This is a genomic window from Vulcanisaeta sp. JCM 14467 (genome assembly GCF_001316245.1).
Taxonomy (GTDB): domain Archaea; phylum Thermoproteota; class Thermoprotei; order Thermoproteales; family Thermocladiaceae; genus Vulcanisaeta.
The window spans coordinates 1-25,021 of record NZ_BBDM01000003.1; the positions used below are offsets into that span (position 1 = coordinate 1).

Sequence of the window (25,021 nt, forward strand, 5' to 3'; positions counted from 1 at the left end):
CACGCCAGCGCCGTATTCGCTCGATCGCTTCACTTAACAACTCAACGGTCTCGCTCACGGCACCCTCATTGGCTTCACCACCGCAGACGTACTTCTTACCCCTCTTCACGCCCATGCAGAAGTGGTTCCTCCTTAATAGCTCCGTGCAAAATTCCATAGCCTCATCTTGAGCACTAAACATACCAACATAGAACTCTCAAAACAATTAATAAGGCACTGACCGTGCTTCAGGACCAGTTAGCATCATCCTCCACCGAGAGTCCTCGAGGTTGATATATCCGATTTACGCAGCAGCCCTAAGCATGGAGTGCCTTGGCGACTACCACATCGAGGTGCTTAACAATGATGTTGAGGTCACCAAGCAGGTAAGGGCCCTGAGCACTGACTTACTAAGGCCAAGGTACCATGTGACGTACATCATAACGAGCGAGGAACTAAAGACCGTAAGGGTAAGGTACGTGTGCGGTGGTGAAATGGGTGAGAGGGAATTAACGCTTAGTAGGACTTTAAGGTTTGTGGTCGAGTTACTGCGTTAGGGTATTTGGCCCGCCTACCTCCGCGCCTCTTCGTCGACGGTCGTATTCCAAGTAGTCCTTGGCCATCCATAGACTTACTTCACGGTGGTGTTCGATCACGGAGTTCCGCTAGATTGCCGGCTCTACGTTTATTCCCCTGGTCTCTTTTTACTTAGTTAACATTGCAGACATGTTAACTAAATAGTATGTCTTATATTTGAAGATACATTTTAGCTATTTAGTATGAAGAGGTTTTGTGCTGTGGGTTTATTGTTTATTTGCTCATGTTTATCGTTTCCTTGCGTCTCTCCTGAATGTTTATATAGGCTAAATACTGCCTTGTTTTGATGGGTAGTGTCTTTGGGCGTTTGTTTAGGGTCGTTACCTTTGGGGAGTCCCATGGGCCTGCCATTGGTGTTGTGGTTGATGGTGTTCCCGCTGGCATAGCCCTTGATGAGTCTGTGATTAGGAGGGAGCTCGAGAGGAGGCGGTTCTGCCACCTGCCTGTCCTCAACCCTAGGTGTGAGGATGAGGAGTTTCAAATACTTTCTGGCGTTAAGGATGGGTTTACTGAGGGTACGCCGATAGCGGTTGTTGTTTGGAATAGGAGGGCTGTCTCGGATTACTACATGGAGCTTTGGATGAGGCCTAGGCCCGGCCATGCTGACCTGGCTTATTACCTTAAGTTTGGTAGGTTCTATGACCATAGGGGTGGTGGTAGGGCTAGTGGTAGGGAGACTGTGGCTAGGATAGTGGCTGGTGCCATTGCTAAGGCGGTGCTTAGGCAGACGATTAACGTGGACGTGGCTAGCCACCTTGTGGAGCTTGGTGGTGTTGCCATTTCTAGGGAGGACTATACCTTTGAGGATGTGGTTAAGTCCTGGGAGAAGCCCCTGCCAATAGTCGATGATGAGGCGATGAGAAAGGCCATAGACGTATTGGTGAGTGCGGTTAAGGAGGGCGACAGCGTGGGTGGGGTTGGCGAGGTGCTCACTACGGAGGTCCCACCGGGGCTTGGTGAGCCTGTCTTCGATAAGTTGAAGGCTGACCTGGCAAAGGCGGTCATGTCAATACCCAGCGCCGTTGGTGTGGAGTTTGGGCTTGGGTTTAGGCTAGCTAGGATGAGGGGTAGTGAGACTAATGACCAGATAGTGCTTAGGGAGGTAGGCCGAGACTCGAGACCAATAGGGTCGGCGGTACCCTGGGTGGCATGAGCATTGGCGAGCCAATCAGGTTTAGGGTGGCCTTTAAGCCGACACCGAGCATTAGGAAGGCCCAAAGGACTGTGGACCTGGAGAGGATGGTTGAGACGACCATAACCTTCAAGGGGCGTTACGACGTATCGACGGCGCCAAAGGCCATACTGGCTGCGGAGGCTATGACGGCGATAGTCCTCGTGGACCACGCAATGAGGGCTGGGTTGATACCGAGGGTTGTCAAGAGATAATTTAAAATGTTGGGAGGGGGTAATCTGGTTAGGTGGGGGTAACTTGCTATTTGACATACGTATTAAGGAGAGTCTTAAGGACCTGTTTGATAGGGATGATGAGGTTAGGAGACTTAGGGATAGCCTCAACGAGCCTTTAATCATCGTCTTTGGCCTGAGGAGGGTTGGTAAGTCATCACTGATTAAGGCCGTGCTCAATGAGTATGCGCCCAATAACTACTTCTACATTGACCTCAGGAGGTTCGAGGAGAGCGGCTACGTGAGTTACAGGGACTTTGTCAAGGCGCTTGAGGATGCTATAAACGCCAGGTCTAGGTCGAGGAGGTTGCTGAGCATATTATCGAGGATCAGGGGAGTTAGCATTAGTGGCTAGGGTTAGCCTCTCCTGGGGTAAGGACAGGGTTATGTTTGCTGATGTGCTTGACTCGATCGATGAGTGGGCTGGTGATGAGGGTCTTAGGGCGATTATCGTCTTTGATGAGGCCCAGGAGCTTGTTAAGGCTAGGGCTTCAACGTACTGCCCGTGATTGCCTACGCCTATGACAACCTTAGGAATACGACGCTCATCATAACTGGGTCTGAGTTTAGGGTGTTCACTAGATTTCTGAAGTTGAATGATACTGAGTCGCCACTCTTCGGTAGAGCATACATCGACATAACGCTCAAGCCTTCACCAGGGAGCAGGCCATTGAATTCCTAAGGCGCGGTTTCATGGAGCATGGCATTAACCTCGACCCTGGCGTGGCCGAGCGGGTTTACGAGGAGCTTTGTGGTAACCCGGGCTGGCTCACCTACTTCGGCTATAGGGCCTTAGGACTGGCTTTGACGAGGCGTTGAGGGAGACCAGGAGGGAGGCCGTTAATTTAATTCGCAGGGAGGTATGTAACTTCATTGGTGAGGGTAGGCACCTTGCGGAGGGTAGGTACGTGAGGATCCTCGAGACCTGCATGAATGGTTGTCGTTGGTCAGATATTAAGAGGTCCCTTGAGGCCCTGGAGGGTAGGGAATTGAATAATTCAATTGTTGACTCCTTGATTAAGGCGTTGCTTGACTACTCATTATTCATTAGGGAGGGTGATAGGTATGTATTGCCGGATAGGTTAATGAGGGATGCCGTGGTTGGGTTTAGGTGTTTCGTTAATGCTGTAAGTAGTGGCGGAAAATGTTTAAAAATATAGTCTCTTAATAGCCTTGGGACCTCTATGGAATATCTAGACTCGTGAGGTTCTTCGTAAAAAACCATTGGCGTGTTGGTGTAGTTATGGGTAGTGATTGCTGGTTCGTTGGTGGTTGTTATGTTGAGTGAGTTGAGGCGTGGTATTGATTCTGTTGATGAGGAGTTGATTAGGTTGATTGGTGAGCGTGTTAGGCTTGCTGCTGAGATTGGTAGGGTTAAGAGGAGCCTTGGCATGCCGATCGTGGATAGGGATAGGGAGAGGGAGGTTATTGCCAGGTGGGTTGAGGGGCTTGGCAGGTTCGGAGTTGACGTTGAGACGGCCGTTGATATTGCCCAGGCGGTGATTAGGGCGTCTACCGGGGCTCAATTAACGGGTAAGCTGGACATTGGCGTGACGATAATTGGTAGTGGCAGGGTTGGTAGGACATTGGCAAGGGCCTTGGTAGGGTGGCGAGCGTGACTATCCAGAGGCACAGTGAGGATTTGATTCCTAATGACGTTGTCATATTAACCATGAGGCCGACACAGGAAGCCCTGGACCTAATAAGTAGGTACTCAGGCAGGTTTAGGGGTTCCGTCGTCATGGACGCCTTCTCCGTTAAGACGCCCATGTTCAGGCTTATTGAGGACGAGTCCCTGAGGTCTGGCTTTCACTATGTCAGTATCCACCCACTCTTTGGGGAGTTGAGTAATCCGATTGGTGAGACCGTGGTCCTAATACCGTCCAGGTCTAGCGGTAATAGGTTCGGTATTGCCAGGGAGCTCTTTGCAAGTGCGGGCTTCAATGTCGTGGTTCTGGAGAGCCCTGAGGAGCATGATAGGTTGATGGCTTATGTCCAGGTTATTCACCACGTACTGTTGCTAACGCTTTATAAGGCGATGAGGAGGGCTGGCATCGGCCTAGACACGCCACTGGCTACCCACAGCCTTAGGTACACGCTAAGGGCCTGGAGAGGGTTCTTGAGCAGCCCGAGGTCAGTGGTGAGTTGTTTAGGCTTAACCCATACTCGAGGGCTGTGGTTAGTGAGTTGGGTGATTTATTAAAGGAGGTTGTTAGGGAGCTCGAGATGGGTAGTATCGGGGTGGTGGGTAATGATAATCAGGGCGTCTAGGGATAGGGTTGACGACATAGCGAGCATGCTGGATAAGACTGGGGCTAGGTTCAACATTGTTAGGATTTATGGTGAGGACGTAATAGTCACCTGGCCGGACGCTAAGGTTGATGATAGGGCCATTAAGTCCATAGATCCAAACGCTGTGATTATTGAGGTTAAGGCCAAGTACCAATTGGTCAGTAATGCCTGGAGAGATAGGACGATCGTTGATGTTGATGGCGTTAGGATTGGCGGCGGTGAGGTTGTGGTTGCGGCTGGTCCCTGCGCCGTGGAGAGTTATGAGCAGGTTAGGGATACGGCAATAGCCGTTAAGGAGCCGGGGCCAAATTGCTCAGGGGTGGTGCCTTTAAGCCTAGGACTAGCCCATACAGCTTCCAGGGGCTTGGCGTTGAGGGGCTCAGGATACTTAGGAGGGTTGGAGATGAGGTTGGTTTGCCCGTGGTTTCGGAGGTTATGGATACGAGGATGGTCAGGACGGTGGCTGAGTACGTGGACATGCTCCAGGTAGGTGCTAGGAATGCCCAAAACTTCGACCTACTTAAGGAGGTTGGTAGGGCGGGCAAGCCCGTGCTTCTCAAGCGTGGCCTTGGTAATACGGTTGAGGAGTGGCTTCAGGCGGCTGAGTACATACTACTGGAGGGCAATGGGGACGTGGTGCTTTGCGAGAGGGGTATTAGGACGTTCGAGCATGCTACCAGGTTTACCCTGGACCTTGGTGCCGTTGTCGTTGCCAAGAAGTTGACGCACCTACCAATCTGCGTTGATCCATCGCACCCGGCAGGTAGGAGGGACCTGGTGATACCGCTGGCCCTGGCTGCAATAGCCGCTGGAGCCGACATGCTACTTGTGGAGGTTCACCCAAGGCCCTGGGAGGCGCTTTCCGATGCTGAGCAGCAGTTGACCTTTGACATGTTTAGGGAGTTGATGGTTAAGGGTAGGGAGGTGGCTAGGGCGATTGGTAGGTCGTTATGAGGGAGTTCACGTATAAATCGCGCGATGGGGAGGTCAGGGTATTGATAAATGTTGATCACAGCGCGGCAATAGAGGGCGTCTTGGGGAATTACACGGGCTGCGTGGCCTTCGTATCGAGGAGCATAGTAGATAAAGTTCGCACGAAGTGCCCCGTGGTTCCAGTGGTTGATGGTGAGGAAGGTAAGAGTATTGAGTCTGCGCTAAGTATTGTCAGGAGCGCCCATGAGCTCGGTATCGACAGAGACGGCTTATTCATAGGGGTTGGCGGTGGTAGCGTCCTTGATGTCGTTGGTTTCTCGGCGTCGATATACCTCAGAGGTGTTGATTATGTCAATGCGCCAACAACCATGCTATCCATGGTCGATGCATCCCTCGGCGGTAAGACCGGGGTTAATGCCCTGGGTCTTAAGAACATAATTGGGGTCATTAGGCAGCCCAGGTATGTGATTGTCGACCTATCCTTCCTCGAATCATTACCCACGCCCAATTACATTGATGGGTTTGCCGAGGTCATTAAGTACGGCGTAACATTGGATAAGGACTTACTCGACCAGGTAATTAATCGCTCAGGTGAGTTATTGAGTAAGGACCGAGTAATCCTTGAGGAGGTGATTTACAGGTCGTTGAGGGATAAGGCAGAGATTGTCAAGGCTGATGAGTTGGATAGGGCTGGGGTCAGGGCCGTGCTTAACTATGGACACACGGTTGGCCACGCCATTGAGGCTGTGACGAATTTCTCAGTTAGCCATGGTAAGGCCGTGGCCCTGGGAATGATTTGTGAGTCACGTATTGGTGTTCGGCTTGGCTATACGCCAAGGGACGTGCCTGACATATTATTGAGTGCCCTATCCAAGTTTGACTTAATCAATAAGGTTGATATTGATGTTAATGGCCTTGTTAATGCCATGGTTAGGGATAAGAAGAGGAGTGGTGACTTCATTAAACTACCCGTGGTTACTGATGTGGGTAAATGGAGCCTTGTCAAGGTGGGTGTTGGGGAGTTAGTTAGGTTGGTGATTGAGGAATGCAGGTCTATGCCGTGATTGGCTACCCACTCAATTACACACTGTCACCAAACATACACAACTACGTATTTAGGGCGCTGAGGATTGACGCAGTCTACGTGCCGCTTAGGGTATCACCAGGTAGGTTGGGTCACTTCGTGGAGTTTGCCAGGGACTCCCTAAGTGGGTTTAACGTGACCATACCGCACAAGGTCGCGATAGCCAATTTAATAGATGAGGTCGTTGGCCCGGCAAAGGAGCTTGGTAGTGTGAATACGGTGGTTAATAGGGACGGTGAGTTGATTGGCTACAACACTGATTACCTGGCAATTAAGCAAGCCCTAAGTGAGCGTGGTTACTCGGGTGGTGATGCCTAATCATTGGCGCTGGTGGTGTTGCCAGGGCGGTAGCGCTAGCCCTTAGGGACTTGGGCTGTGGTAGGGTCTACGTCATGAATAGGACGGTGGAGCACGGTCGTGAGCTATGCTCATTGATTAATTCCTGGAAAATTGATTGCACGGCACTCGGTATTCAGCGAGATGTTGGCCTTAAGGTTCAATTACTAATTAATGCAACACCACTGGGTGTCGGCGAGGAATTCCCAATTAGACCTAGAGACGTTGGGGCAGGGCTTGTGCTGGACCTGGCATATAAGCCAGGTGGTGTTACGAGTCTCACTAGGCATGCCATGGAGGAATCCGTGCCCTTCATAGATGGTCTTGAGATACTGGTTAGGCAGGCAATTGAGGCTGATAGGATTTGGCTTGGACCTTTGAGTCACCGACCTGGCGAGATGTGCTTGGGAAGTTGCGTGAAGGATTGATTTAACTCCTTACTCCCTATTGAGCAATGATAACGAACTCTTAAGTAACTTAATCTTATTACACATGCCAATGCTCAGCTGCCCAGGCCCTGTCCTGCCACGCACTGAGCAGTACATGAGGCTGAGCCCAGGATTATGGACACAGCCCTATAGGCTGGGTTCCTCGGTATCACCGCCACGTGAACATCACCAATACCGATTAGCCTGAGTAGGTTTAGGAAGTCATCATCATTTATCGAGAATACCTTATACACGAGTGCCTTAAACCTCCTCGCAACATCGAGATCCCTTAGGGCAAGTTCGTAAGCATTCACGTCCTTACTAAACACGTGTCTTGACAGTATCGATCCCTCGGCAATGTCACCATACACGTCCGGGTACTTGATCAATAAATCAACCTCTACGTCAGGCACTGCACCAACGCTTTTACCGAACTCTAAGATGCCGTACTTAACCTCGGGACTAACGTTGCGGTTACCACCCTCACCGCGCTCCCTAACTGTGACGATTGTTGGGTAGTGGGATGCGTAATCCTCAATGACCTTCTTAACCTCCCGCGTCAGGGCTAGGTTCTCCATGTAATCAACCTAAGTTCCACGGCCTCGCAGGATGTGGGTAGGTAGTAAAATGATGGCTTCCTCAATGGCATGGCGCATACGAGCGTGGGTTTGCTCATCAGTAGTTTGTCCCATGTAGACATTACTAGGTATTAATACTTAGAACTTTAAAAACATTGTTTCTATAAATTAATACTAAATAGATCATGGGCTTGGTGTACGGTGAATACATAACCTATGGAGGCATATCTATAGTGAATGCAGTACCTGCATGGCTAGGCGGCGCAGCGGCTATAGACCTTAAGGTAAGGGTTAGGGCTAGGGAGGGCTTCTGTGAAATGGGTGATTTTATAAGATTCGTCATTAATTACCTAAGGGGCAGGTTTAATTTTGATTATGAAATCTGTGTTGAGGTTGATAGTGAGGTTCCCCAGGGCAGTGGTTTGAAGAGTAATAGTGCCGTAGCAGTGGGTGTGATCCACGCCGTGTTAAGCCTACTCAGGGGAGGTGATGTTGATCCGCTGGAGTCGGCTAGGCTGGCGGCTGAGGTTACTAGCCCATGGCTCATCAATAACCGGCGCATTCGATGATGCGTCGGCGGCAATACTGGGTGGCGTGGTATTCACGGATAATAAGTCGTTAAGGGTTATTAGGCAATTGAACATAGAACCACTGACCGTGGTCATAACGGGCTATGGCAATAGGAAGAACTTACAGGGCATCGATAGGTTGAGGGGCCTGTCAGGGATTTACAGGGAGTTATTCAGCATAGCACTTAACGGCGATTTATGGAGGGTGGCAACAATAAATGGAATACTCGTTGCCGAATCCCTGGGTTATCACAGGGCTTTAGAGACCATAGGCGCCGCCATGAGGCTTGGGGCATTGGCGTCTGGGGTTAGTGGTAATGGCCCATCAATATACGCGGTCTTTAAGCCAGGTGATGAGGGTCCATTTATAGATTATATAAGGAGTACCTGGGGTTACTACCTAGTCACTAGGCTAGTTGGTACTAGGTACTTATTGTCGTGATTTTCTATGTGTTACGTATTGAGAATATAGATAATATAGGCTAGGATAATCCTTAAATATTTGTTAAACGCCTGCAGCTCCGTATGGAATATCAGGAATTCCAATGGTAATTGATGGAGCGAAGGTTTCCATTGACGTGGATAGGCTTGTTGAGGTTAGGGACAGGGCTAGGGAATTGCTGATTAAGTTGGATAGGGAGTTCCCATACATACACCTGGGCTCGTCACTGGCGGCTTTAGACATCATCAATGTCCTCATTAGGGTCATGAGGAGGAGCAATGGTGATTGCAGGGATTGGTTTATACTGAGTATTGGTCACGTGGCGCCCGCACTATACGCGATACTGGCTGTTGAGGGCTTGATACCCGTGGATAGCTCATGGAGATTAACCAATTATCCTCAAGCATATCGACCCACGCCGATAACCTGGACCTACCCTACATAGACGCCACGACTGGTTCGCTCGGGCAGGGCCTAAGCATGGGTGTTGGGCTTGCCCTGGCCAGTAGGGTTAGGGGCTGTGGTGATGGTGTCGTTTATGTCTTAATGGGTGATGGTGAGTTGAATGAGGGCCAGGCCTGGGAGGCTGCGATGACGGCGGTTAAGTACGGCCTTGACAACCTAGTAGCCATAGTGAGCCTAAATGGTTACCAACTGGATGGTCCATCAAGCACGATTAAGCCCATTAACTACGCGAGGGTTTTCGAGGCCATTGGTTGGAATGTGCTCTACGGAAATGGGCATGACTATGAGGACATAATTAGGCTAATTAGTAAGGCTCGTGAAGTCAAGGGTAGACCGACGGTCATATTCCTAAGCACGGTGAGGGGCAGGGGCATTAAGAACCTGGAGAATACCCATAAGCAGACCCTAAACTCACCGCCGAGGCCACAATTCTCGATGAGGGAAGCCCTTGGCACGACATTGGCAAGGCTTGGTGAGGATAATGACAGACTGGTCGTTGTAACGGCAGACGTTGGCGAGTCCACTAGGGCTAGGTACTTCGGCGAGAGATTCCCAAATAGGTACTTCAACGTGGGCATTTCTGAGCAGGACCTAATCGGCGTTGCCGTTGGTCTCGCTCTCGGCGGCTACGTGCCGGTGGCAATGGCCTATGCAATGTTCATGATGAGGGGTTGGGAGCAGATAAGGAATTCCCTGGGCAGGATGAACCTAAACGTAAAGCTCATCGCAACCCACGCAGGGCTTAGCGACTTCGCTGATGGACCGAGCCACCAGGCCCTGGAGGACGTGGCCCTAATGAGGACACTCAGTAACATGGTTGTCGTGGCGCCAGCGGACGCGTGGGATGTGGAGAGGGTGATACCCAAGGTCATTGAGTATAATGGGCCCGTCTACGTGAGGATCGGCCGTGATTACTCGCCACCAATAACCATGGACCTGGACTACGAGTTCAGGATTGGGGAGGTTTACGAGTTGGTTGATGGCGATGACGTGATTGTCATGGGCTACGGGCCCGTGCTGCATAACGCCGTGAGGGCTGCCCTGGAGCTTAGGAAGATGGGCATTAAGATGGGTGTCTACAACGTGCCAACGATAAAGCCGCTTAATAGGGATGCCGTTGTTAGGATTGCCCGTAGGGTTGGCAACATAGTCGTTGTTGAGGAACACTCACCAAGGGGTGGCCTTGGCTCTGCAATTGCGGAGCTCGTTAGTGGTTTTGCAAGGGTTAGGATACTGGGTGTTGATGGTTATGGGCATTGGGGTAGGTCTGAGGAGGAGCTGCTTAGGTTTTATGGGCTTGATGAGGAGTCTATAATGGATGCGGCGCTAAAGCTCGTTAATTCATAGGCCATAAAGCTTTTTATCTAATTACGATAATGATGATGAATGAGTAGGCTAGTCATTAATGGATTTAGGGCTCGGGATAACATTGTTGAGGCTCCACCATCCAAGGCCCTAACTTAGGTACCTTCTTGCCTCAGCCCTATCTAGGGTGTGGGTAACCCTTAGGAAGTTGAATTGGGGCGATGATACCTGGTCCATGATTAGGGGTGTCAAGCCCATTTCAGAGATTGAAATCAGGGGTGATTATGTGAGGGTTAGGCGTGGGGTTGGCCTTGATAGGTTTAGGGTTATTGATGTTGGTGAGAGTGGATTCACGTTTAGGACGCTCACTGGTGTTTACTCAGGGATTGATGGAGTGACGTTGCTAATGCCGAGGGGTTCGCTTATTGGTAGGCCCATTGACGAATTAATAAACGCACTGAGAAACCTGAACGCCAGGGTTGATAGGTTAGGTAGCATGGTGAGGATCGTGGGTGGCAGGTTGGTCGGTGGTTACGTGATGATAAGCGGCTCGGTGAGTTCCCAATACATATCAGCCTCCTATACCTGGCGCCGCTGACTGAGGGAGGTATTGAGGTGAGTATAAAGCCGCCTGTTAAGTCACGACCATACATAGACGCAACAATAAGTGTTCTCAGGGATTTCGGGATAAGTGTTGAGAGGAGTGATGACTCGATCTACGTGGGTGGGTCCCAGGAGTTTAGGGCTGTTGGTGAGGAGTTCATAATACCCGGCGACTACTCATTGGCAGCGTACTACATCACACTCTCAGTGCTGGTGGGCGTGGATCTGAGAATAACGAATTTGCATAGGGACAAAGCCATAGAGAGTGAGTACGCTTCATTAAGTATACCAGGGAGGTTGGTGTGGAGATTAAGGAGCTTGAGGACTCCGTAATTGTTAATGGCTCATCCATTAAAGAGCTCAAGCCATTAAACGCAGACCTAAGTGACTCGCCAGATATCGTAATGCCGCTGGTCCTATTACTGGCTAGGGCTAGTGGTAGGTCGAGGATTACGGGTGTGGAGCACCTGGCTTATAAGGAGAGTAATAGGCTTAGGGGCATTGCTGCGGTCCTAAGGTGTCTCGGCGCTGGCGTGAGTGTTGATGAGTCAAATGGGATTATTGAGATAGAGGGCACCAGTGAGGTTAGGGGTGGTTGCGAGATTGATGCCTTGAATGACCATAGGATCGTGATGATGAGTGTAATCGGTGCGTTGGCGGCTAGGGAACCGATCACGATCATTAACTGGGAGGGCGTTAATAAGTCCTGGCCAACCTTTATCTGGGACCTGGAGAGACTTGGTGCTGAGATTAAGATGCTTAATTCATCATAATTACTGTGTACGTTAACTGGGTTTTCTACTGTTAACGAAATTCTTAATTATAATTCCTTAAGAATTCATACAAACCTTTTTTATTAAATCTAGAATATCAGTGAAATCGTATGCCCGAGGTACATGAAATAATATTTTATGGTAAAAGCGGGGATGGAATACACGTAGTGGCCGATCAACTGGTTCAAAGCCTGATCAAGCGGGGATTTTACGTGATTTCCTACCCAGAGTATGATCCGGAGCGTAGGGAGACCATTGCGAAGGTGCATGTTAGGGTTTCGAAGGAGCCAATACACGTTAGGGGTCCTGTGACTAGTCCCGAAATTGCCGTGTTCTTTGACGTTAGACTGATTAAGGATGGCCGGGAGGCATTAAGTGCCAAGAAGTTAATTGTGAACGCCCCAAGTAGGGAGTTGGTGACGAAGTATGTGGGGGATGTTAACGGAGAGGTCATGAGCATTAACCTTAATGAGTTAAGGAGGGCGGGCGCTGATTATGCAATGCACGTAGTCAATCTAATAATCAACGCGTTACTTAATGGCAACGCTTGATAATCCCCTAGCCAATTCCATATTCCTCATTAACGCCGTACCCACTAGCACCGCGTTGGCTCCTTCCCTGGCAAGTCTTGAGGCATCATCAATGCCCTTAACACCACTCTCCGCAATGATTATGCCGGCCTTGCCCCTGACTGCCCTAATAATCGAGACGGCCCTATCCAGGGATACGGATAGGTTGCCTAAATCCCTGGAGTTAATCCCAAGCATTACGTTTGGGTTAGTATTAACGACCTCCACGGCATCTTCCTCATTATCAACTTCAATAAGCGGCTCCAGCCCAAGGCTCATGGCGTAATCCGCAAGCTCCCATAATGAATCACCCAGGAGCCTCTTGATTAATAGTACTGAGCTCACGCCTAATTCCCTGGCCTCCCTGACCTGCTCCTTACTAATCACGAAGTCCTTATACAGCACTGGCTTACCGTAGGTTAGGGCAACCTTCACAAATATTGGCGAGCAAGGAAGTAGAATGGCTCAACAAGGACGCTGAAGCCTGTGGCGTACTGGCTTATGTGGTTGAAGTATGTCCATGGGTCCAGGTCAAGCCTAATGACACCGCTCGGGCTAGCCCTCTTGTACTCGGCGATGAGTGCCAGGTAACCCTCTGAGTTACGCCTTTCGATTGCCTTAACCATGCTTGGAGCCCTAGCATCGACTAAGGGCCTCGACGCGCTTCCTCGTTAACTCGCCAATAATGCTTAGGAAGTCCACGGCGTGGAAGTCGAGGGGCTAAATATAAGTATTTCCTAACCTATATATTAACACTGATAAGTATATATTTGTTGATCGAGGGTAATTATTAATGATTGAGGTGTACATAAAGCTTTTAAAGAGGTCATTGGTAGGTCCATTGGTGAATTCCATGCCCCAATGGTCATAAGGAGGCCGGGCCTGGGCACGTACATAACGGCTACCTACCCAAATAAAGAAACCTTCCTAGATACAGTGAAATGCCTATCAAGCGTCTCAGACTTCCTCGAGGTTGGTATACCGACGTTAAATCCTAAGTATGATGGGCCGGTAATAAGGAGGACTCACTTTGAAGCTGAGCTCAAGGGCTTAGATGCCGTTAAGGTGGCTAAATACGGTGATGTGCCAACCATATTGATGGGTTACGTGGAGGATTACGTAAATAACCTGGGACTAGTTGCTGAAACGGCTAGTGAAGTTGGTGCATCCTCGGTATTATTCCCCGACTTATTGTTCGAGCACCTGGACATGCTCGAGACCTACGTGAACGTGATGAGAGACTACTCGCTTAGGCCACGTTCTTCGTCTCAAGCAATACGCCGCATAGGTTAATTAGCGCGCTGGTTAGGTATGAGCCATTATTCATCTACCTAGGCCTATACGCGGCCACGGGCATCAAGCTGCCGCTCTACATAGAGAGGAATGTTAGGGAGGTTAGGAAGTTGGTTGATGGCGTAACCCTGGTCGCTGGCTTCGCAATAAACACGCCGGAGATGGTTAAGTTTGTAATCAGTGCTGGGGCTGACGCGGTTGTCGTGGGCACGGCACTCGTGGATAAGTTGGGTGATCAAAGGTCATGCATGGAATTCCTGACAAGGCTCAGGGGTGGTTTGCCATGATGGTGCCGCACTACTGGTATAACATAAATGTTGACCTGCCAAAGCCACTACCACCGCCGATCGATCCATACGAGGCAGACTCGAGGATCGCCCTCCTCATGAGGATACTACCCAGTGAGTTGATCGACCAGGAATTCACGCCGCTTAGGTACGTGCCGATACCCGATGAGGTTAGGGAGCTTTACGAGAGAATGGGTAGGCCAACACCCTTCAGGAGGGCTTACGGTCTCGAGAAGGCACTGGGTAACGGGGTTAGGATTTACTATAAGTTCGAGGGCGCATTACCGACTGGTTCCCATAAGTTGAACACGGCAATACCGCAGGTCTACTACGCCATTAAGGATGGGGCCAAGGAGGTGGTTACGGAGACGGGCGCCGGTCAGTGGGGCTTAGCCGTGTCTCTGGCCGCTGCTTTATTGGGTGTTAAGGCCACGGTATTCATGACGAGGAACTCATACTTCAATAAGAAGCAGAGGGTCCTATTCATGAGGACTTACGGAGCCGAGGTCTACCCAAGCCCAAGTGAGTTGACTAAGTATGGCAGGGAGCGCTTAAGGCTAGGCCTGACCACCCAGGTAGCCTTGGTCTAGCCATTACAGAGGCCATTGAGTTCACGTTAATGGGTGAGGGTAGGAAGTACATACCGGGTAGTGTGCTTGGCTTCGTAATACTCCACCAGACCGTCATTGGGCAGGAGGTCCTCCAACAAATGCCTGAGGAGCCCGACCTGGTCATTGGTTGTGTGGGTGGCGGTAGTAACTTCAGTGGCTTCTCATTCCCAATGCTTGGTGCTAAGTTGAGGGGTGAGGGTTTCGAGAGGACTAGGTTCCTGGCCGTTGAGTCGAAGGCGGCGCCTAAGCTGACCAGTGGCAGGTACATGTATGACTTCCCCGACACAGGAGGGTTGCTGCCAATGGTTAAGATGTTGACGCTGGGTCACGACTACGTACCACCACCAACACACGCAGCTGGGCTTAGGTACCACGGCGCAGCGCCAGCCTGTCATTACTGGTTAGGGAGGGTCTCGTCGAGGCGAGGGCCTATGGGCAGGAGGAGATTATGGAGGCGGCTAGCTTTTCGCCAGGGCCGAGGGCATAATACCAGCGCCTGAGTCAGCCCACGCCATTAAGGCCGTGATTGATGAGGCCAGGAAAATGCCGAGGGACTCGGTCATACTCTTCAACCTATCGGGCCATGGCCTACTCGATGTTGATGCATACAGTAGTGTGGGGTGATGGGTGTGAAGGAGATCCTTGAGAAGATAGCTAGGGGACTCGCCTTAAGTGTTGATGAGGCGTATGAGGTTGCCAAGGGAATGCTCGTAAGCATTGACGATGCATTGTCGGCCGCCGTGCTAATGGGCCTTAGGGTCAGGGGCGAGGCATCAAGCGAGATCGCGGGCTTTGCAAGGGCGCTCAGGGACTTCTGCATTAAAATACCAATAGACGATAGGGGCAAGTACGTGGACACGGCGGGCACGGGAGGTGATGGTTTTGGAACCCTTAACGTATCCACGGCAGCCGCATTAATAGCGGCTTACCTGGGAGCCCGCGTGATTAAGCACGGTAATAGAAGCGTCTCATCAACATCGGGCAGTGCGGACTTCCTCGAGGCCCTGGGCTTCAACATAAACATACAACCAAATAAGGCCGCGGAGATGGCAGTTAATCACCGATTCACCTTCGCCTTCGCACCTGCGTACCACCCAGCTATGAAGAATGTGATGCCCATCAGGAAGAAGCTTGGCATTAGGACAATATTCAACCTAGTCGGCCCACTGGCAAACCCTGCATTACTAACGAGACAGTTAATCGGCGTTGCCGATGCATCACTGATGGAGAGGATGGCGGAGGCAGCAGCATTACTTGGTTATGAACATGCCGTGTTGGTGCACGGTGAGCCAGGGATTGATGAGGTATCGGTATTCGGTAGGACCATGATCATTGAGGTTAGGAGGGGTGATGTGGATAAGTACTCCATAGAGCCCAGGGACCTTGGGCTTGGCACGCATAGGATTGATGAGGTTAGGGTCTCAAGCCCACTGGATAGTATTGAGAAGGTTAGGCGAGCCATTTCTGGCGAGGACAGGGCTGCCAGGGACTTCATAATCGCCAACACCGCCTACACCCTATACGTAGCTGGCGTGGTTAAGGATCCAAGGGATGGTGTTGAGTACGTGGAGTCAGGGCTAGATGATGGCTTCTGGAGTTACGTCAATGAGTTGGCCAGGGTGAGCAGGTCATGACGCTACTCAAGGTTTGCGGGGTCACAAACAATAGGGATGCAGTCATGATTAGTAAATATGCTGACTACATTGGCGTGATAATACACTCATCAATCCCAACGCCAAGGCTGGTGAGTAAGGATGTTGCCAGGGACATTATTAGGTCTGTCAAGGGCATTAAGACCGTCGGCGTTGTTGAGGGTCTTGGGATTACTGAGGCCATTAAACTAGCCAGCGACCTGGGTTTCGACGTTCTCCAGTATCACGGAGACCCTGAACTCAATGGTGAGGCCATAGACCTACTTAACCGTCTCGGGATTAGGCTGGCGCCAGTACTCACCTACGTGGGTGATGAATCAATAATTGAGAAGGCAGCCAAACTCGCGTCCAGCGATTATGTTGAGTACGTACTCATAGACGCGCCCAAGGTGGGCTTTAATAGGTATGAGTATGGCCTCAAGCTACCACTTAACGTGATTAGGAGGGCAAGCTCATTACCCAAGGTCGGTATTGCCGGTGGTATTAACCCAAGCAATGTGGTTGTCGTGATGAGTTATAGGCCATACCTAATCGACGTCAGCTCAGGCGTTGAGAGGGGTCCGGGCGTTAAGGATGAGGAGTTAGTGAGGAGGGTTGCGGAGGTGGTTAGGCATGGCAGTTAGGAAGGTCCCAATACAGTACCTGCCAAGGCCTAGGGACCTCACGAACCACCTACTTAAGTCCGGTGAGGACTTCGTGGTGCTCCTCGAGAGTGGTCCTGGCTTTCCAGAGAGGTCTAGGTACACGATAGTTGCGTGGGGCGCTTCGGAGCACCTGGTGGTTGATTGGGATGGTGACCTTTACGGTGAGCTAAAGGGTTTGGTTAGGAGATTGGGTAGGTTTGAGAGTGGTGACTTGGCTCTTGGTTATTTATCCTACGAGGCCGTGGTCCACATGGAGCCTTACCTAAGGAATTACCTGAGGAAGCCTCAATGGCCCATTGCCGAGTTCTTCATACCAGGCAATGTGGTCATTTACGACAACCTACTTGGTAGGGGCTACGTGAAGGGTGAATTACCCAGCGGCGTCTCCACGGATATCGATGATTTCGAGGTGATTAGCAGGGTTGGTGGTACCAGGAGGGAGGACTTCATTAGGTGGGTTGAGGCGTCGCTCGAGGATATTAGGAATGGTGAGATCTTCCAAATAGTCCTGTCTAGGTATGAGGACTATTCCGTGAAGGGTGATGCCATGCACCTATACATGAGACTTGCGGACCTAAACCCATCACCATACATGTACATTGCCAGGTTTAGGGACAAGTACATAGTTGGGACCAGCCCAGAATTGCTGGTTAAGGTTGATGGTGATAGGCTGAGACGCACCCAATAGCCGGTACTAGGCCGAGGGGTAGGGACCAATCGATGATTTGAGACTTGAGGAGGAGTTGATCAATAGCATTAAGGATAAGGCCGAGCACGTGATGCTAGTTGACCTAGCTAGAAACGACATCGGCAGGGTCTGCAAGTTCGGCACTGTGAGGGTTAAGGAGCTGTATGCCATTGAGAAGTACCAGAGCGTCCAACACCTGGTCTCGAGGGTTGAGGGAGTCCTGGAGCGTGGCAATGACATTGTTGACGCCCTATTCGCAACCTTCCCCGCAGGTACCGTGAGTGGTGCGCCCAAGCCCAGGGCCATGGAGTTAATAGCGAAGTACGAGGGCGAGACCAGGGGTCCGTACGCGGGGGTAATTGGGTTGATGCATGGTGGTGGGGGTGAGTTTGCGATAATGATTAGGACATTATTCCTAATGGGTGGCACGGCTAGGATACAGGCTGGAGCCGGTATTGTGTATGACTCAGTGCCCGAGCTTGAGTTTCAGGAGACGGAGCATAAGCTGGGTAGCCTTAAGATTGCCATGGGGGTGGTGTGAATGGACCTGGTGGTCATAATAGATAATTACGACTCCTTCACCTACAACATAGCCCAGTACGTGGGTGAGCTTGGGGCTAGGCCCCTGGTCTTTAGGAATGATGAGGTCACGGTCAGAGTCATCGAGAGACTAAGGCCTGATGGCATAATAATATCGCCGGGGCCTGGCAACCCGCTTAATCCTAGGGATGTGGGTGTTTCCAGGGAGGTTATTCAGTACTTCAGGGGTAGGGTGCCAATCCTGGGTGTTTGCCTTGGCCACCAACTGATTGGTGTGGTCTTTGGGGCTAGGGTTAGGAGGGCTAGGACTATTAAGCATGGTAAGACGAGCATGATTAAGGTGATTAAACCATCACCGATCTTCCATGGACTACCAGATAGGTTCGAGGGCATGAGGTACCACAGCCTGGTCATTGATGATGTGCCTGGCGAGCTTATTGTAACGGCGGTCTCGGAGGATGATAATGAGGTGATGGCGATACAGCATAGGGATTACCCAATATTTGGTGTTCAATTCCACCCAGAAAGCATTGGTACGCCTGTTGGTAAGGACATTCTTAAGAACTTCCTTAAACTTTCCTAAGCCCACCTATGATGCTTAATGAATGCCGTAGCCAATAACTGGGCTGTTAAGGCATGGATGAAAATGACGTAAAAAGCTACGAAATAATCCTATTCCCAATACATCATTAAAGTGCGACATTAGTAGTAAGACTTCCCTCATTCTCTATAAGCTTGGGAAGACGTAACCATTGGCGCAAGTACTGCATCTCTAGCGATATAGATCCTTAGGCTTGAGCATTACTTAGGCAGAGCATTGATTAACAAAGGTCGATTTTTAAAATTATAATAATTATTTATTCTTACTAAATTATTTAAGTCGTCATGGTACGAACCCCACGTGGCGAATTATAAATTCATAGTATGGCTTAATGAAGAGGTTAAAGACCCATCAATACTCGGCGGTAAGGGCGCAAACCTAAACAGATTAATGCTGATGGGCGTGCCCGTACCGCCAGGCTTCGTAATAACCACAGAGGCCTTTGACTACTTCATGACGGCGAGTAAGCTTAGGGATAGGGTTCTCAACATAATTGAGGAGGTCATTAGTGAGGGTAAGCCTGAGGAGTACGAGGAGGCGGAGAGGAGGATTAAGGAGTTAATACTCAATACAGAAATACCGAAGGATCTATACGACGAGATAGCTAGGGCTTACACCGAGTTGAGCAAGCCCTTCAATACCGATGCCGTGGCGGTGGCCGTTAGGTCCAGCGCCAGTGCCGAGGACCTGAGGACCGCGAGTTTCGCTGGTCAACAGGACACGTACCTAAACGTTAGGGGTGTTGAGAATGTCATTAAATACGTCAAGCACGTGTGGGCTAGTACGTATAATGCCAGGGCGTTGGCGTATAGGGATGAGAAGGATATACCGCATGACGTTGCTCACATGGCCGTGGTGGTTCAGAAGCTGGTCAATAGTAAGGCCGCTGGCGTGATGTTCACGATAAACCCAGTGACTGGCGATAGTAATGAAGTCGTTATAGAGGCCTCCTGGGGACTTGGCGAGGCTGTGGTTGGCGGTATGGTGACGCCGGACAGGTGGGTCGTGGATAAGGAAAGACTCGTAATTAAGGACAGGACCGTGTCTAGAAAGAGTGTGATGATTATCAGGGATGATGCTGGGCTCACGAAGGTCGTCGAGGTCCCCACAGACCTTGTGGAGAAGCCTTCATTAAGTGATGAGGAGGTTCTGGCCCTGGCGAGGATTGGTATTGAGCTTGAGAAGCGCATTGGCTATCCACTGGACGTTGAGTGGACCCTCGATTCAGACTCTGGAAGCATATACGTAGTTCAGATGAGGCCCGAGACCGTGCATAGCACCAGTAAGGCTAAGGCAGTTACTGAGACCGACGCGGCTATTGGCAGAGCCGTGGTCAAGGGCATTGCGGCCAGCCCGGGAATTGCCGTGGGTAGGGTCAGGATTTGCCTAACACCTGAGGAGGCCAGGGCTAAGATGGGTAAGGGCGACATACTGGTGACAAGGATAACGAACCCTGACTGGGTCCCATACATGAAAATTGCCTCGGCAATAATAACCGATGAGGGTGGTATGACGAGCCACGCGGCCATAGTGTCAAGGGAGTTGGGTATACCGGCCATTGTTGGGACTGGGAATGCGACCAAGGTGCTTAAGGACGGCGAGGTATACACGGTGGATGCGATTCACGGCGTGGTTTATGAGGGTGAGGTTGAGGAGCTTGTGGGTAAGGCGAAGGTGGCTAAGGAGGTGCAGGTGGCGGCACCCAGCGGTAATGAGATAATACTCCACATTTACAGGTCAATAAGGACCGCGACTGGGGTTTACATGAACCTTGGCGTGCCTGAGAAGATTGATGAGTATAAGGACCTGCCCTTCGATGGCATTGGTCTCATGAGGATCGAGTTCGTACTATCAAGCTACATCGGCGACCATCCACTCTACCTGGTCAGTATTGGTAATGAGGAGAAGTTCGTGAATAGGCTTGCTGAGGGCGTGGCGTATGTTGCCAAGGCAATATACCCGAGGCCCGTAATTGTTAGGTTCAGCGACTTTAAGAGTAATGAGTATAGGCAGTTGACGGGTGGTGAGAAGTTCGAGCCCGAGGAGAGGAATCCAATGCTTGGTTGGAGGGGTGTTTCCAGGTACATAAGCAGGGATTATGAGAAGGCCTTCAGGCTTGAGGTTAAGGCGATTAAGAAGGTTAGGGAGGAGATGAACCTGACGAATGTCCACGTAATGGCGCCATTCGTCAGGGCTCCATGGGAGTTGGAGAAGTTCATGGAGATACTCAGTGATGAGGGTCTCGAGAGGGATAGGGACTTCAAGGTGTATGCCATGGCCGAGATACCGAGCATAGCCCTACTAGTCGAGGACTTTGCAAAGTACGTTGATGGCTTCTCAATAGGTAGTAATGACCTCACGCAGTTAGTCATGGGCGTGGATAGGGATAACGACATACTGGTTAGGCAAAACCCGAGGTACTTTGATGAGAGGGAGCCGGCGGTACTGAGGGCTATGTACGAGATAATTAGGAGGGCCCATGCAATGAATAAGAGCGTGGGCATATGTGGGCAGGCGCCATCGGTTTACCCAGAGATTACGGAGTTCCTCGTTAGGGCCGGCATTGACTACGTGTCCGTGAACCCAGATGCCGTGATATCCACTAGGCTTCTCATAGACTCGATAGAGAGGAAGATAATTCTCGAGGAGTTGCGTGAGTTGAGGGGTAAGCTCATGCCGAGGGGTCCTGATGAGGAGTTTAACGAAATATTGAGTAGGGTCTTTAAGGGATGAGCGTTAGGACGAATAGAGACTAAATACTTAAAAGCAGGGACTACCTAATCTAATTAGTGCTTGGTCCCGACTTTATAGTTAGGGTGATTGTGATAAGCGCTTCGGGAGCGCTTGCGCCGGGTCCACTAACCGCGTCAGCGGCTAGTCTCGGTGCACGCGCAGGTTGGAGAGCGGGCTTTAATGAGGCTGTTGGGCACATGATCGTGGAATTCCCGTTAGTGCTCGCAATAGCGTATGGACTACACTACGTGTTTCAAATACCCACCGTAAACACGCCTTCGGCATAATAGGCGGTGCCTTCCTACTCTTCTTCGCCTACCTAACGCTGAGGGATGCCCTGAGGGGCAGCTTTAATGTAAATGATGCGCCGAGGTATGGCTCGGCAATAGCGACCGGCGCCGCCCTGTCCCTATTCAACCCGTACTTCATCGCGTGGTGGATTGGTGTTGGCACGCCATTGATAATGGAGGCATTCCAATCAATGTACCTAGTGGGTATAGGGGTACTGTAGCTTCGCACGTGTGGCTTGACTATGCGTGGCTGACGTTAATCGCGTCACTTGGCTCCATGAGTAGGGTAAGGGTTTCGGTATACAGGGCCTTGCTTATTGCGCTGGCGATCGCCATAGCCTACTTCGGCATATCAATGATAGTCTCAATCACAAAATCCCTATTGTGATGAGGAATTGCCGCAGCATAACACTGAATAATAGTTCCGCATGAATTAAGTGATGGTTTCCTCTGGTTATTTTGGCCCGTTCTTCGAGGACTTCGTCGTTGGTTCAGTGGTTAGGCATAGGCCCTGTAGGACTGTGGAGTTCTTCGACAACGTCCTCTGGTCCTCATTAACCCTAGATTACACACCGCTTTACCTGGACCGTGAGTACGCTCCAGGACTGACTTTGGCGGTATTGTAATGAACCCAAGGTTCTTACTATCCTAGTAATTGGCATTGCCACTAGGGACACGAGTATAAATACCATGGCCTTCCTGGGCATTGACTATGAGAAATTGGTAAAACCGGTGTATCCAGGGGACACGATATGTGTTGAGTCTGAGGTGGTGGATAAGCGCGGGTCCAGGAGCAGGCCTAATGTGGGTATTGTGACCTGGGTTCATAGGGCGTATAATCAAAGAGGTGAGTTGGTTTATGAGGTTAGGAGGAGCAACCTGGTATACAAGCGTGATGAGTCCCCATGGCTCAAGTTCTTAAGGAATGAACCGGTTAGTAAGGTTGAGATTAAGCCAGTCGGTGGTTCGAGACCCATTGACTACTCATTAATCTCAACCATGCAATTGGGTCACGAGCCTTGGCTAGGTAGATTCCTTGAGGACTTCAGACCTGGCGAGGTTATTGTTCATAGGCTTGGTAGGACTGTTTATGAGTTTGACAATGTGTTAAGCACAGTATTATCAATGAACACGGCGACCTTGCACTTTGATGAGGAGTACATGCTTTACCACGATTATGGTAGGCCCGTTGTGCAGGGGTCGTTCATTGTTGGTCTTGCCTGTGGCTTATCATCAATGGACTTGACTATGAATATTGCGGCGGACCTTGGGATTACTGAGCCTAGGTTGAAGGTACCCGTGTTTCATGGAGATACTCTCCATGCTGTGAGTGAGGTGTTGGATGTTGAGGGTGGTAGTGACCAGAGGTTTGGCGTGGTTACTGTGAGAACGAGGTTGTATAAGGACATGATGAGGACTGAGGTTGCTGAGGTGGTGAGGAAAATAGCCATATACAGGAGGGAGTACTCACCATGGGTATCCATATGGAGGCAATAAAAATGAATTATTTAGGATTAGAAATTGATATTATCTACAATCTATTCCCCAAATATATTGACTTAATCCATCAATCTCTCTTTGGCATCTTTAACGAAGGCCTTTTATTTAGGGATTGAATTTAGGGCTTAAATGCCAGGCCCCAAGCCCGTCAATGGGCTTCCATACAAAACAAAGATATACATTAATAACCAGGTACTATTACCGGCGAAGCTCGTTAGAATGCTTGGTATTGAGTGGGCTAGGTATGCTGACATAACCATTAGGCACAATGATAGGGTAATCACACTGAGTGGTGTGCTTTTACTCAGGACTAGGCATACGGCTAGTAGGCAATTCACAATACCAGGGGAGGTCAGGGACAAGTACGGGATAATGCCGTTGGATGACGTTGAAATTCTCAATATAAGGCCCGTAAGTTAGGGAGATTGATACGAGGCAGTTAATTCATGATAAATGATTTTAATTTATGTATTGCTACGGATTAATGCGCCAATAAACTCTCCAACGATTTCCTAGTGGCATCATCAATGTACTCCTCACTGAGGTATGCTAACCTGCCGTGGAGTATTGTCGCTACTACGGCAACATCGACCTCAAAGCCCTTAAATGGTGAGAACTTAGCCTTTGACCTAAACTTCTCAGGTTCTATCCTATGCCTGGCCTTGGTGTTTACTATTGCCAGGTCTGCGCATGAGCCCTGCCTAATCCCAGCTGTGAGTCCAAGGAACTTGGCTGGTCTCTCCTGGATGGCCCTCATCACGGTTCCAAGGTCAACAAACCCACGACGCCACAGCGTGAGTAATAAGGGTGCCGTAGTCTCGAGACCAACAATACCAGGTGGCGCGTCGTCGTATGACTTATCCTTCTCCCAATCTGCGTGTGGTGCATGGTCACTGGCCACTATTGGTATCTCGCCCCTAACGAACATTGTCAGTAACTCCCTCCTCGTGACCTCGTCCCTAAGTGGTGGATTAACCTTGCAGTAACCCGGCTTCTCAGCCTGGCAAGGCATTCCTCCTGGCTCAGGAGCATGTGGTGTGGGGTTACGTCGAAGGTTATGTCGAGCCCACTCAGCCTAATTGCATTAATTGATTGGGGAAGGGTTAGGTGCGTTACGTGGACCCTGGTGCCGTACCTATACACCAACTTAATAATGTTGTGAATACAGGCCAACTCAGCCTTTGGGTTCCTAATTACGTTATGATGTTCAAAGCCCCTTGGGCCACTGTATTGATTAATGATTAATGGGTCCTCGCAATGCATTATTACTGGTATCCCAACCCTAGCTGCCTCCCTGAATAGGGACTCGAGATATTGATCACCACCATACTCAAGAACCTCCTCAGGAAGTACCTCACCAACGGCATAGGCTCCATTGCTTAGCGCATCCTTAAGTACTGATGGGTCTTGGGGAGCGCCGAAGTAATGCCTGATGTGTAGGTTTGTTTTCCTACTAAATTCATCGATCTTCCTCCTCAGCAACTCGACAGTCTTTATTGGAGGTCTTGTGTTTGGCATGTCGCCAACGGCCACGTAACCACCAGCTAGTGCAGCCTGTGTCCCGCTGATGGCGTCCTCCTTGTAGGATAGTTCGAAGTCCCTGAAATGAACGTGAATATCCACGAAACCTGGAAGTAGGAGGTACTGGCTTGGTAATTCGAGTTTGTTCCCCGTCTCAATGGGCTCGTTACCCACGTATGATATTTCACTGCCCGTAATGCCTATGTAGGTCTCCTTAACGCTACCCCTCACGTAGGCCCTAGCCCTAATTAATAAGTCGACCTTAGAGACGCCCATTAATGAGTAATTATTAACCCGAAATTAA

General features: G+C 50.2%; 35 protein-coding genes and 5 pseudogenes. 33 read left to right on the top strand and 7 right to left on the bottom strand.

The genetic code is table 11. From position 1 onward, the window contains the following. Positions 1-181, bottom strand: a 181-nt coding sequence (locus JCM14467_RS03705) for a hypothetical protein (protein ID WP_252900623.1), incomplete at its 3' end; no start/stop codon positions are given. Between the two features lie 88 nt (positions 182-269). Here JCM14467_RS03705 and JCM14467_RS03710 point away from each other — a divergent pair. The 13 genes and pseudogenes from JCM14467_RS03710 to JCM14467_RS03755 all read left to right on the top strand — a co-directional run bounded on the left by JCM14467_RS03710 (position 270) and on the right by JCM14467_RS03755 (position 7,053). Next, positions 270-536, top strand: a complete 267-nt coding sequence (locus JCM14467_RS03710) for a hypothetical protein (protein ID WP_252900624.1) — start codon at positions 270-272, stop codon at positions 534-536. A 326-nt stretch (positions 537-862) separates the two neighbouring features. Continuing rightward, positions 863-1,962 (top strand): annotated as a pseudogene (gene aroC, locus JCM14467_RS03715) (chorismate synthase). A 43-nt stretch (positions 1,963-2,005) separates the two neighbouring features. Beyond that, complete coding sequence (locus tag JCM14467_RS03720) at positions 2,006-2,335, top strand: AAA family ATPase (RefSeq protein ID WP_054849213.1); 330 nt, start codon at positions 2,006-2,008, stop codon at positions 2,333-2,335. Further along, positions 2,328-2,489 (top strand): hypothetical protein, encoded by a 162-nt coding sequence (locus tag JCM14467_RS15495; protein WP_252900625.1) that lies wholly within the window; start codon positions 2,328-2,330, stop codon positions 2,487-2,489. The genes JCM14467_RS03720 and JCM14467_RS15495 overlap by 8 nt, the downstream gene beginning before the upstream one ends. Beyond that, a complete protein-coding gene (locus tag JCM14467_RS15500; RefSeq protein ID WP_252900626.1) occupies positions 2,486-2,662 on the top strand; it encodes a hypothetical protein in 177 nt (58 codons plus the stop codon). Before JCM14467_RS15495 ends, JCM14467_RS15500 begins: the two co-directional genes overlap by 4 nt. A gap of 11 nt (positions 2,663-2,673) precedes the next feature. Then, positions 2,674-2,799 (top strand): hypothetical protein, encoded by a 126-nt coding sequence (locus tag JCM14467_RS19340; RefSeq protein ID WP_256359201.1) that lies wholly within the window; start codon positions 2,674-2,676, stop codon positions 2,797-2,799. Next, entirely contained in the window at positions 2,796-3,140 is a 345-nt protein-coding gene (locus JCM14467_RS03725; protein WP_054849214.1) for a hypothetical protein, read from the top strand. Before JCM14467_RS19340 ends, JCM14467_RS03725 begins: the two co-directional genes overlap by 4 nt. A gap of 117 nt (positions 3,141-3,257) precedes the next feature. Continuing rightward, the gene (locus tag JCM14467_RS03730; protein ID WP_252900749.1) at positions 3,258-3,599 is read left to right on the top strand and encodes a chorismate mutase; all 342 of its coding nucleotides are present in this window, start codon (positions 3,258-3,260) and stop codon (positions 3,597-3,599) included. Continuing rightward, positions 3,596-4,183 carry a prephenate dehydrogenase/arogenate dehydrogenase family protein gene (locus JCM14467_RS03735; RefSeq protein WP_054849216.1) on the top strand — a complete coding sequence of 196 codons (588 nt, stop codon included), beginning with the start codon at positions 3,596-3,598 and terminating at the stop codon, positions 4,181-4,183. Before JCM14467_RS03730 ends, JCM14467_RS03735 begins: the two co-directional genes overlap by 4 nt. A gap of 48 nt (positions 4,184-4,231) precedes the next feature. Then, positions 4,232-5,226 (top strand): annotated as a pseudogene (gene aroF, locus JCM14467_RS19790) (3-deoxy-7-phosphoheptulonate synthase). Then, complete coding sequence (gene aroB, locus JCM14467_RS03745; protein WP_054849217.1) at positions 5,223-6,269, top strand: 3-dehydroquinate synthase; 1,047 nt, start codon at positions 5,223-5,225, stop codon at positions 6,267-6,269. Before aroF ends, aroB begins: the two are co-directional and overlap by 4 nt. Further along, positions 6,251-6,607 (top strand): shikimate dehydrogenase family protein, encoded by a 357-nt coding sequence (locus JCM14467_RS03750; RefSeq protein ID WP_252900628.1) that lies wholly within the window; start codon positions 6,251-6,253, stop codon positions 6,605-6,607. The genes aroB and JCM14467_RS03750 overlap by 19 nt, the downstream gene beginning before the upstream one ends. Before the next feature lie 50 nt (positions 6,608-6,657). Continuing rightward, positions 6,658-7,053 carry a hypothetical protein gene (locus JCM14467_RS03755; protein WP_054849219.1) on the top strand — a complete coding sequence of 132 codons (396 nt, stop codon included), beginning with the start codon at positions 6,658-6,660 and terminating at the stop codon, positions 7,051-7,053. A gap of 74 nt (positions 7,054-7,127) precedes the next feature. On the opposite strand, the gene JCM14467_RS03760 is transcribed toward JCM14467_RS03755, so the two are convergent. Both JCM14467_RS03760 and JCM14467_RS19345 read right to left on the bottom strand, forming a co-directional pair. After that, positions 7,128-7,631, bottom strand: a complete 504-nt coding sequence (locus tag JCM14467_RS03760) for a type I 3-dehydroquinate dehydratase (RefSeq protein ID WP_252900629.1) — start codon at positions 7,629-7,631, stop codon at positions 7,128-7,130. Next, positions 7,619-7,753, bottom strand: coding sequence for a hypothetical protein (locus tag JCM14467_RS19345; protein ID WP_256359202.1), 135 nt, complete (start codon positions 7,751-7,753; stop codon positions 7,619-7,621). The genes JCM14467_RS03760 and JCM14467_RS19345 overlap by 13 nt, the downstream gene beginning before the upstream one ends. Before the next feature lie 63 nt (positions 7,754-7,816). On the opposite strand from JCM14467_RS19345, the gene JCM14467_RS15510 reads away from it, so the two are divergent. From JCM14467_RS15510 to JCM14467_RS03785, 7 genes and pseudogenes are all read left to right on the top strand, one after another. Continuing rightward, positions 7,817-8,200 (top strand): GHMP family kinase ATP-binding protein, encoded by a 384-nt coding sequence (locus JCM14467_RS15510; protein ID WP_252900630.1) that lies wholly within the window; start codon positions 7,817-7,819, stop codon positions 8,198-8,200. Continuing rightward, on the top strand, positions 8,121-8,642 hold the full coding sequence (locus JCM14467_RS15515) for a hypothetical protein (RefSeq protein ID WP_252900750.1): 522 nt from the start codon (positions 8,121-8,123) through the stop codon (positions 8,640-8,642). The genes JCM14467_RS15510 and JCM14467_RS15515 overlap by 80 nt, the downstream gene beginning before the upstream one ends. A gap of 103 nt (positions 8,643-8,745) precedes the next feature. After that, complete coding sequence (locus JCM14467_RS03770; protein ID WP_054849220.1) at positions 8,746-9,087, top strand: hypothetical protein; 342 nt, start codon at positions 8,746-8,748, stop codon at positions 9,085-9,087. Further along, positions 9,021-10,454 (top strand): transketolase C-terminal domain-containing protein, encoded by a 1,434-nt coding sequence (locus JCM14467_RS15520; RefSeq protein WP_252900631.1) that lies wholly within the window; start codon positions 9,021-9,023, stop codon positions 10,452-10,454. The genes JCM14467_RS03770 and JCM14467_RS15520 overlap by 67 nt, the downstream gene beginning before the upstream one ends. Before the next feature lie 145 nt (positions 10,455-10,599). Beyond that, positions 10,600-11,348 (top strand): annotated as a pseudogene (locus tag JCM14467_RS15525) (hypothetical protein). Next, entirely contained in the window at positions 11,318-11,788 is a 471-nt protein-coding gene (locus tag JCM14467_RS15530) for a hypothetical protein (RefSeq protein ID WP_252900632.1), read from the top strand. The pseudogene JCM14467_RS15525 and the gene JCM14467_RS15530 overlap by 31 nt, the downstream one beginning before the upstream one ends. Positions 11,789-11,898: 110 nt before the next feature. Continuing rightward, complete coding sequence (locus tag JCM14467_RS03785; protein ID WP_054849221.1) at positions 11,899-12,339, top strand: 2-oxoacid:acceptor oxidoreductase family protein; 441 nt, start codon at positions 11,899-11,901, stop codon at positions 12,337-12,339. Here the strand turns inward: JCM14467_RS03785 and JCM14467_RS15535 are convergent. Both JCM14467_RS15535 and JCM14467_RS15540 read right to left on the bottom strand, forming a co-directional pair. After that, the gene (locus JCM14467_RS15535) at positions 12,319-12,792 is read right to left on the bottom strand and encodes a hypothetical protein (protein ID WP_252900633.1); all 474 of its coding nucleotides are present in this window, start codon (positions 12,790-12,792) and stop codon (positions 12,319-12,321) included. The genes JCM14467_RS03785 and JCM14467_RS15535 overlap by 21 nt on opposite strands. After that, positions 12,789-12,983 carry a hypothetical protein gene (locus JCM14467_RS15540; RefSeq protein ID WP_252900634.1) on the bottom strand — a complete coding sequence of 65 codons (195 nt, stop codon included), beginning with the start codon at positions 12,981-12,983 and terminating at the stop codon, positions 12,789-12,791. The genes JCM14467_RS15535 and JCM14467_RS15540 overlap by 4 nt, the downstream gene beginning before the upstream one ends. 235 nt (positions 12,984-13,218) lie before the next feature. Here JCM14467_RS15540 and JCM14467_RS15545 point away from each other — a divergent pair, with 235 nt between their 5' ends. From JCM14467_RS15545 to JCM14467_RS03850, 13 genes and pseudogenes are all read left to right on the top strand, one after another. Further along, positions 13,219-13,650, top strand: coding sequence for a tryptophan synthase subunit alpha (locus JCM14467_RS15545; RefSeq protein WP_252900635.1), 432 nt, complete (start codon positions 13,219-13,221; stop codon positions 13,648-13,650). Between the two features lie 8 nt (positions 13,651-13,658). Beyond that, entirely contained in the window at positions 13,659-13,937 is a 279-nt protein-coding gene (locus tag JCM14467_RS15550) for a tryptophan synthase subunit alpha (protein WP_252900751.1), read from the top strand. Continuing rightward, a pseudogene (locus tag JCM14467_RS03800) lies at positions 13,934-15,172 on the top strand (TrpB-like pyridoxal phosphate-dependent enzyme). The gene JCM14467_RS15550 and the pseudogene JCM14467_RS03800 overlap by 4 nt, the downstream one beginning before the upstream one ends. Further along, entirely contained in the window at positions 15,172-16,182 is a 1,011-nt protein-coding gene (gene trpD / locus JCM14467_RS03805) for an anthranilate phosphoribosyltransferase (RefSeq protein WP_054849222.1), read from the top strand. The pseudogene JCM14467_RS03800 and the gene trpD overlap by 1 nt, the downstream one beginning before the upstream one ends. Continuing rightward, positions 16,179-16,823: a phosphoribosylanthranilate isomerase gene (locus tag JCM14467_RS03810; RefSeq protein ID WP_054849223.1), complete on the top strand. Its 645-nt coding sequence runs from the start codon at positions 16,179-16,181 to the stop codon at positions 16,821-16,823. The genes trpD and JCM14467_RS03810 overlap by 4 nt, the downstream gene beginning before the upstream one ends. Continuing rightward, positions 16,813-18,073, top strand: a pseudogene (locus JCM14467_RS03815) (anthranilate synthase component I family protein). The gene JCM14467_RS03810 and the pseudogene JCM14467_RS03815 overlap by 11 nt, the downstream one beginning before the upstream one ends. Then, complete coding sequence (locus JCM14467_RS03820; protein WP_054849224.1) at positions 18,074-18,655, top strand: anthranilate synthase component II; 582 nt, start codon at positions 18,074-18,076, stop codon at positions 18,653-18,655. Between the two features lie 318 nt (positions 18,656-18,973). Beyond that, entirely contained in the window at positions 18,974-21,406 is a 2,433-nt protein-coding gene (gene ppsA / locus JCM14467_RS03825) for a phosphoenolpyruvate synthase (RefSeq protein ID WP_054849225.1), read from the top strand. Between the two features lie 56 nt (positions 21,407-21,462). Next, complete coding sequence (locus JCM14467_RS03830; RefSeq protein ID WP_054849226.1) at positions 21,463-21,693, top strand: LysE family transporter; 231 nt, start codon at positions 21,463-21,465, stop codon at positions 21,691-21,693. A gap of 50 nt (positions 21,694-21,743) precedes the next feature. After that, on the top strand, positions 21,744-21,917 hold the full coding sequence (locus JCM14467_RS15555) for a LysE family transporter (RefSeq protein ID WP_252900752.1): 174 nt from the start codon (positions 21,744-21,746) through the stop codon (positions 21,915-21,917). 219 nt (positions 21,918-22,136) lie between these two features. Further along, the gene (locus JCM14467_RS03840; RefSeq protein WP_054849228.1) at positions 22,137-22,322 is read left to right on the top strand and encodes a hypothetical protein; all 186 of its coding nucleotides are present in this window, start codon (positions 22,137-22,139) and stop codon (positions 22,320-22,322) included. A 64-nt stretch (positions 22,323-22,386) separates the two neighbouring features. Then, positions 22,387-23,193 (top strand): MaoC/PaaZ C-terminal domain-containing protein, encoded by an 807-nt coding sequence (locus JCM14467_RS03845; RefSeq protein ID WP_054849229.1) that lies wholly within the window; start codon positions 22,387-22,389, stop codon positions 23,191-23,193. 132 nt (positions 23,194-23,325) lie between these two features. Then, positions 23,326-23,616, top strand: a complete 291-nt coding sequence (locus JCM14467_RS03850; RefSeq protein WP_054849230.1) for a hypothetical protein — start codon at positions 23,326-23,328, stop codon at positions 23,614-23,616. Between the two features lie 61 nt (positions 23,617-23,677). Here JCM14467_RS03850 and JCM14467_RS15560 read toward each other — a convergent pair whose 3' ends face one another. Continuing rightward, positions 23,678-24,208 (bottom strand): dihydroorotase, encoded by a 531-nt coding sequence (locus JCM14467_RS15560; protein WP_252900636.1) that lies wholly within the window; start codon positions 24,206-24,208, stop codon positions 23,678-23,680. Continuing rightward, a complete protein-coding gene (locus tag JCM14467_RS03855) occupies positions 24,127-24,993 on the bottom strand; it encodes an amidohydrolase family protein (protein WP_252900637.1) in 867 nt (288 codons plus the stop codon). The genes JCM14467_RS15560 and JCM14467_RS03855 overlap by 82 nt, the downstream gene beginning before the upstream one ends. Between the last annotated feature and the right edge of the window lie 28 nt (positions 24,994-25,021).

What these genes read in the sequence shown, in the direction of transcription:
- JCM14467_RS03840 (WP_054849228.1), top strand. Translation starts at nt 22,137, where the DNA reads ATGGTTTCCTCTGGTTATTTTGGCCCGTTCTTCGAGGACTTCGTCGTT.
- JCM14467_RS15515 (WP_252900750.1), top strand. Translation starts at nt 8,121, where the DNA reads ATGTTGATCCGCTGGAGTCGGCTAGGCTGGCGGCTGAGGTTACTAGCC.
- JCM14467_RS03855 (WP_252900637.1), bottom strand. Translation starts at nt 24,993, where the DNA reads ATGGGCGTCTCTAAGGTCGACTTATTAATTAGGGCTAGGGCCTACGTG.
- JCM14467_RS03820 (WP_054849224.1), top strand. Translation starts at nt 18,074, where the DNA reads ATGGACCTGGTGGTCATAATAGATAATTACGACTCCTTCACCTACAAC.
- JCM14467_RS03845 (WP_054849229.1), top strand. Translation starts at nt 22,387, where the DNA reads ATGGCCTTCCTGGGCATTGACTATGAGAAATTGGTAAAACCGGTGTAT.
- JCM14467_RS15560 (WP_252900636.1), bottom strand. Translation starts at nt 24,208, where the DNA reads ATGCCTTGCCAGGCTGAGAAGCCGGGTTACTGCAAGGTTAATCCACCA.
- JCM14467_RS15540 (WP_252900634.1), bottom strand. Translation starts at nt 12,983, where the DNA reads ATGGTTAAGGCAATCGAAAGGCGTAACTCAGAGGGTTACCTGGCACTC.
- aroB (WP_054849217.1), top strand. Translation starts at nt 5,223, where the DNA reads ATGAGGGAGTTCACGTATAAATCGCGCGATGGGGAGGTCAGGGTATTG.
- JCM14467_RS03730 (WP_252900749.1), top strand. Translation starts at nt 3,258, where the DNA reads ATGTTGAGTGAGTTGAGGCGTGGTATTGATTCTGTTGATGAGGAGTTG.
- JCM14467_RS03770 (WP_054849220.1), top strand. Translation starts at nt 8,746, where the DNA reads ATGGTAATTGATGGAGCGAAGGTTTCCATTGACGTGGATAGGCTTGTT.
- JCM14467_RS03785 (WP_054849221.1), top strand. Translation starts at nt 11,899, where the DNA reads ATGCCCGAGGTACATGAAATAATATTTTATGGTAAAAGCGGGGATGGA.
- JCM14467_RS03760 (WP_252900629.1), bottom strand. Translation starts at nt 7,631, where the DNA reads ATGGAGAACCTAGCCCTGACGCGGGAGGTTAAGAAGGTCATTGAGGAT.
- JCM14467_RS19340 (WP_256359201.1), top strand. Translation starts at nt 2,674, where the DNA reads ATGGAGCATGGCATTAACCTCGACCCTGGCGTGGCCGAGCGGGTTTAC.
- JCM14467_RS03750 (WP_252900628.1), top strand. Translation starts at nt 6,251, where the DNA reads ATGCAGGTCTATGCCGTGATTGGCTACCCACTCAATTACACACTGTCA.
- JCM14467_RS03810 (WP_054849223.1), top strand. Translation starts at nt 16,179, where the DNA reads ATGACGCTACTCAAGGTTTGCGGGGTCACAAACAATAGGGATGCAGTC.
- JCM14467_RS15510 (WP_252900630.1), top strand. Translation starts at nt 7,817, where the DNA reads ATGGGCTTGGTGTACGGTGAATACATAACCTATGGAGGCATATCTATA.
- JCM14467_RS03850 (WP_054849230.1), top strand. Translation starts at nt 23,326, where the DNA reads ATGCCAGGCCCCAAGCCCGTCAATGGGCTTCCATACAAAACAAAGATA.
- trpD (WP_054849222.1), top strand. Translation starts at nt 15,172, where the DNA reads ATGGGTGTGAAGGAGATCCTTGAGAAGATAGCTAGGGGACTCGCCTTA.
- JCM14467_RS19345 (WP_256359202.1), bottom strand. Translation starts at nt 7,753, where the DNA reads ATGTCTACATGGGACAAACTACTGATGAGCAAACCCACGCTCGTATGC.
- JCM14467_RS15545 (WP_252900635.1), top strand. Translation starts at nt 13,219, where the DNA reads ATGGTCATAAGGAGGCCGGGCCTGGGCACGTACATAACGGCTACCTAC.
- JCM14467_RS15520 (WP_252900631.1), top strand. Translation starts at nt 9,021, where the DNA reads ATGGAGATTAACCAATTATCCTCAAGCATATCGACCCACGCCGATAAC.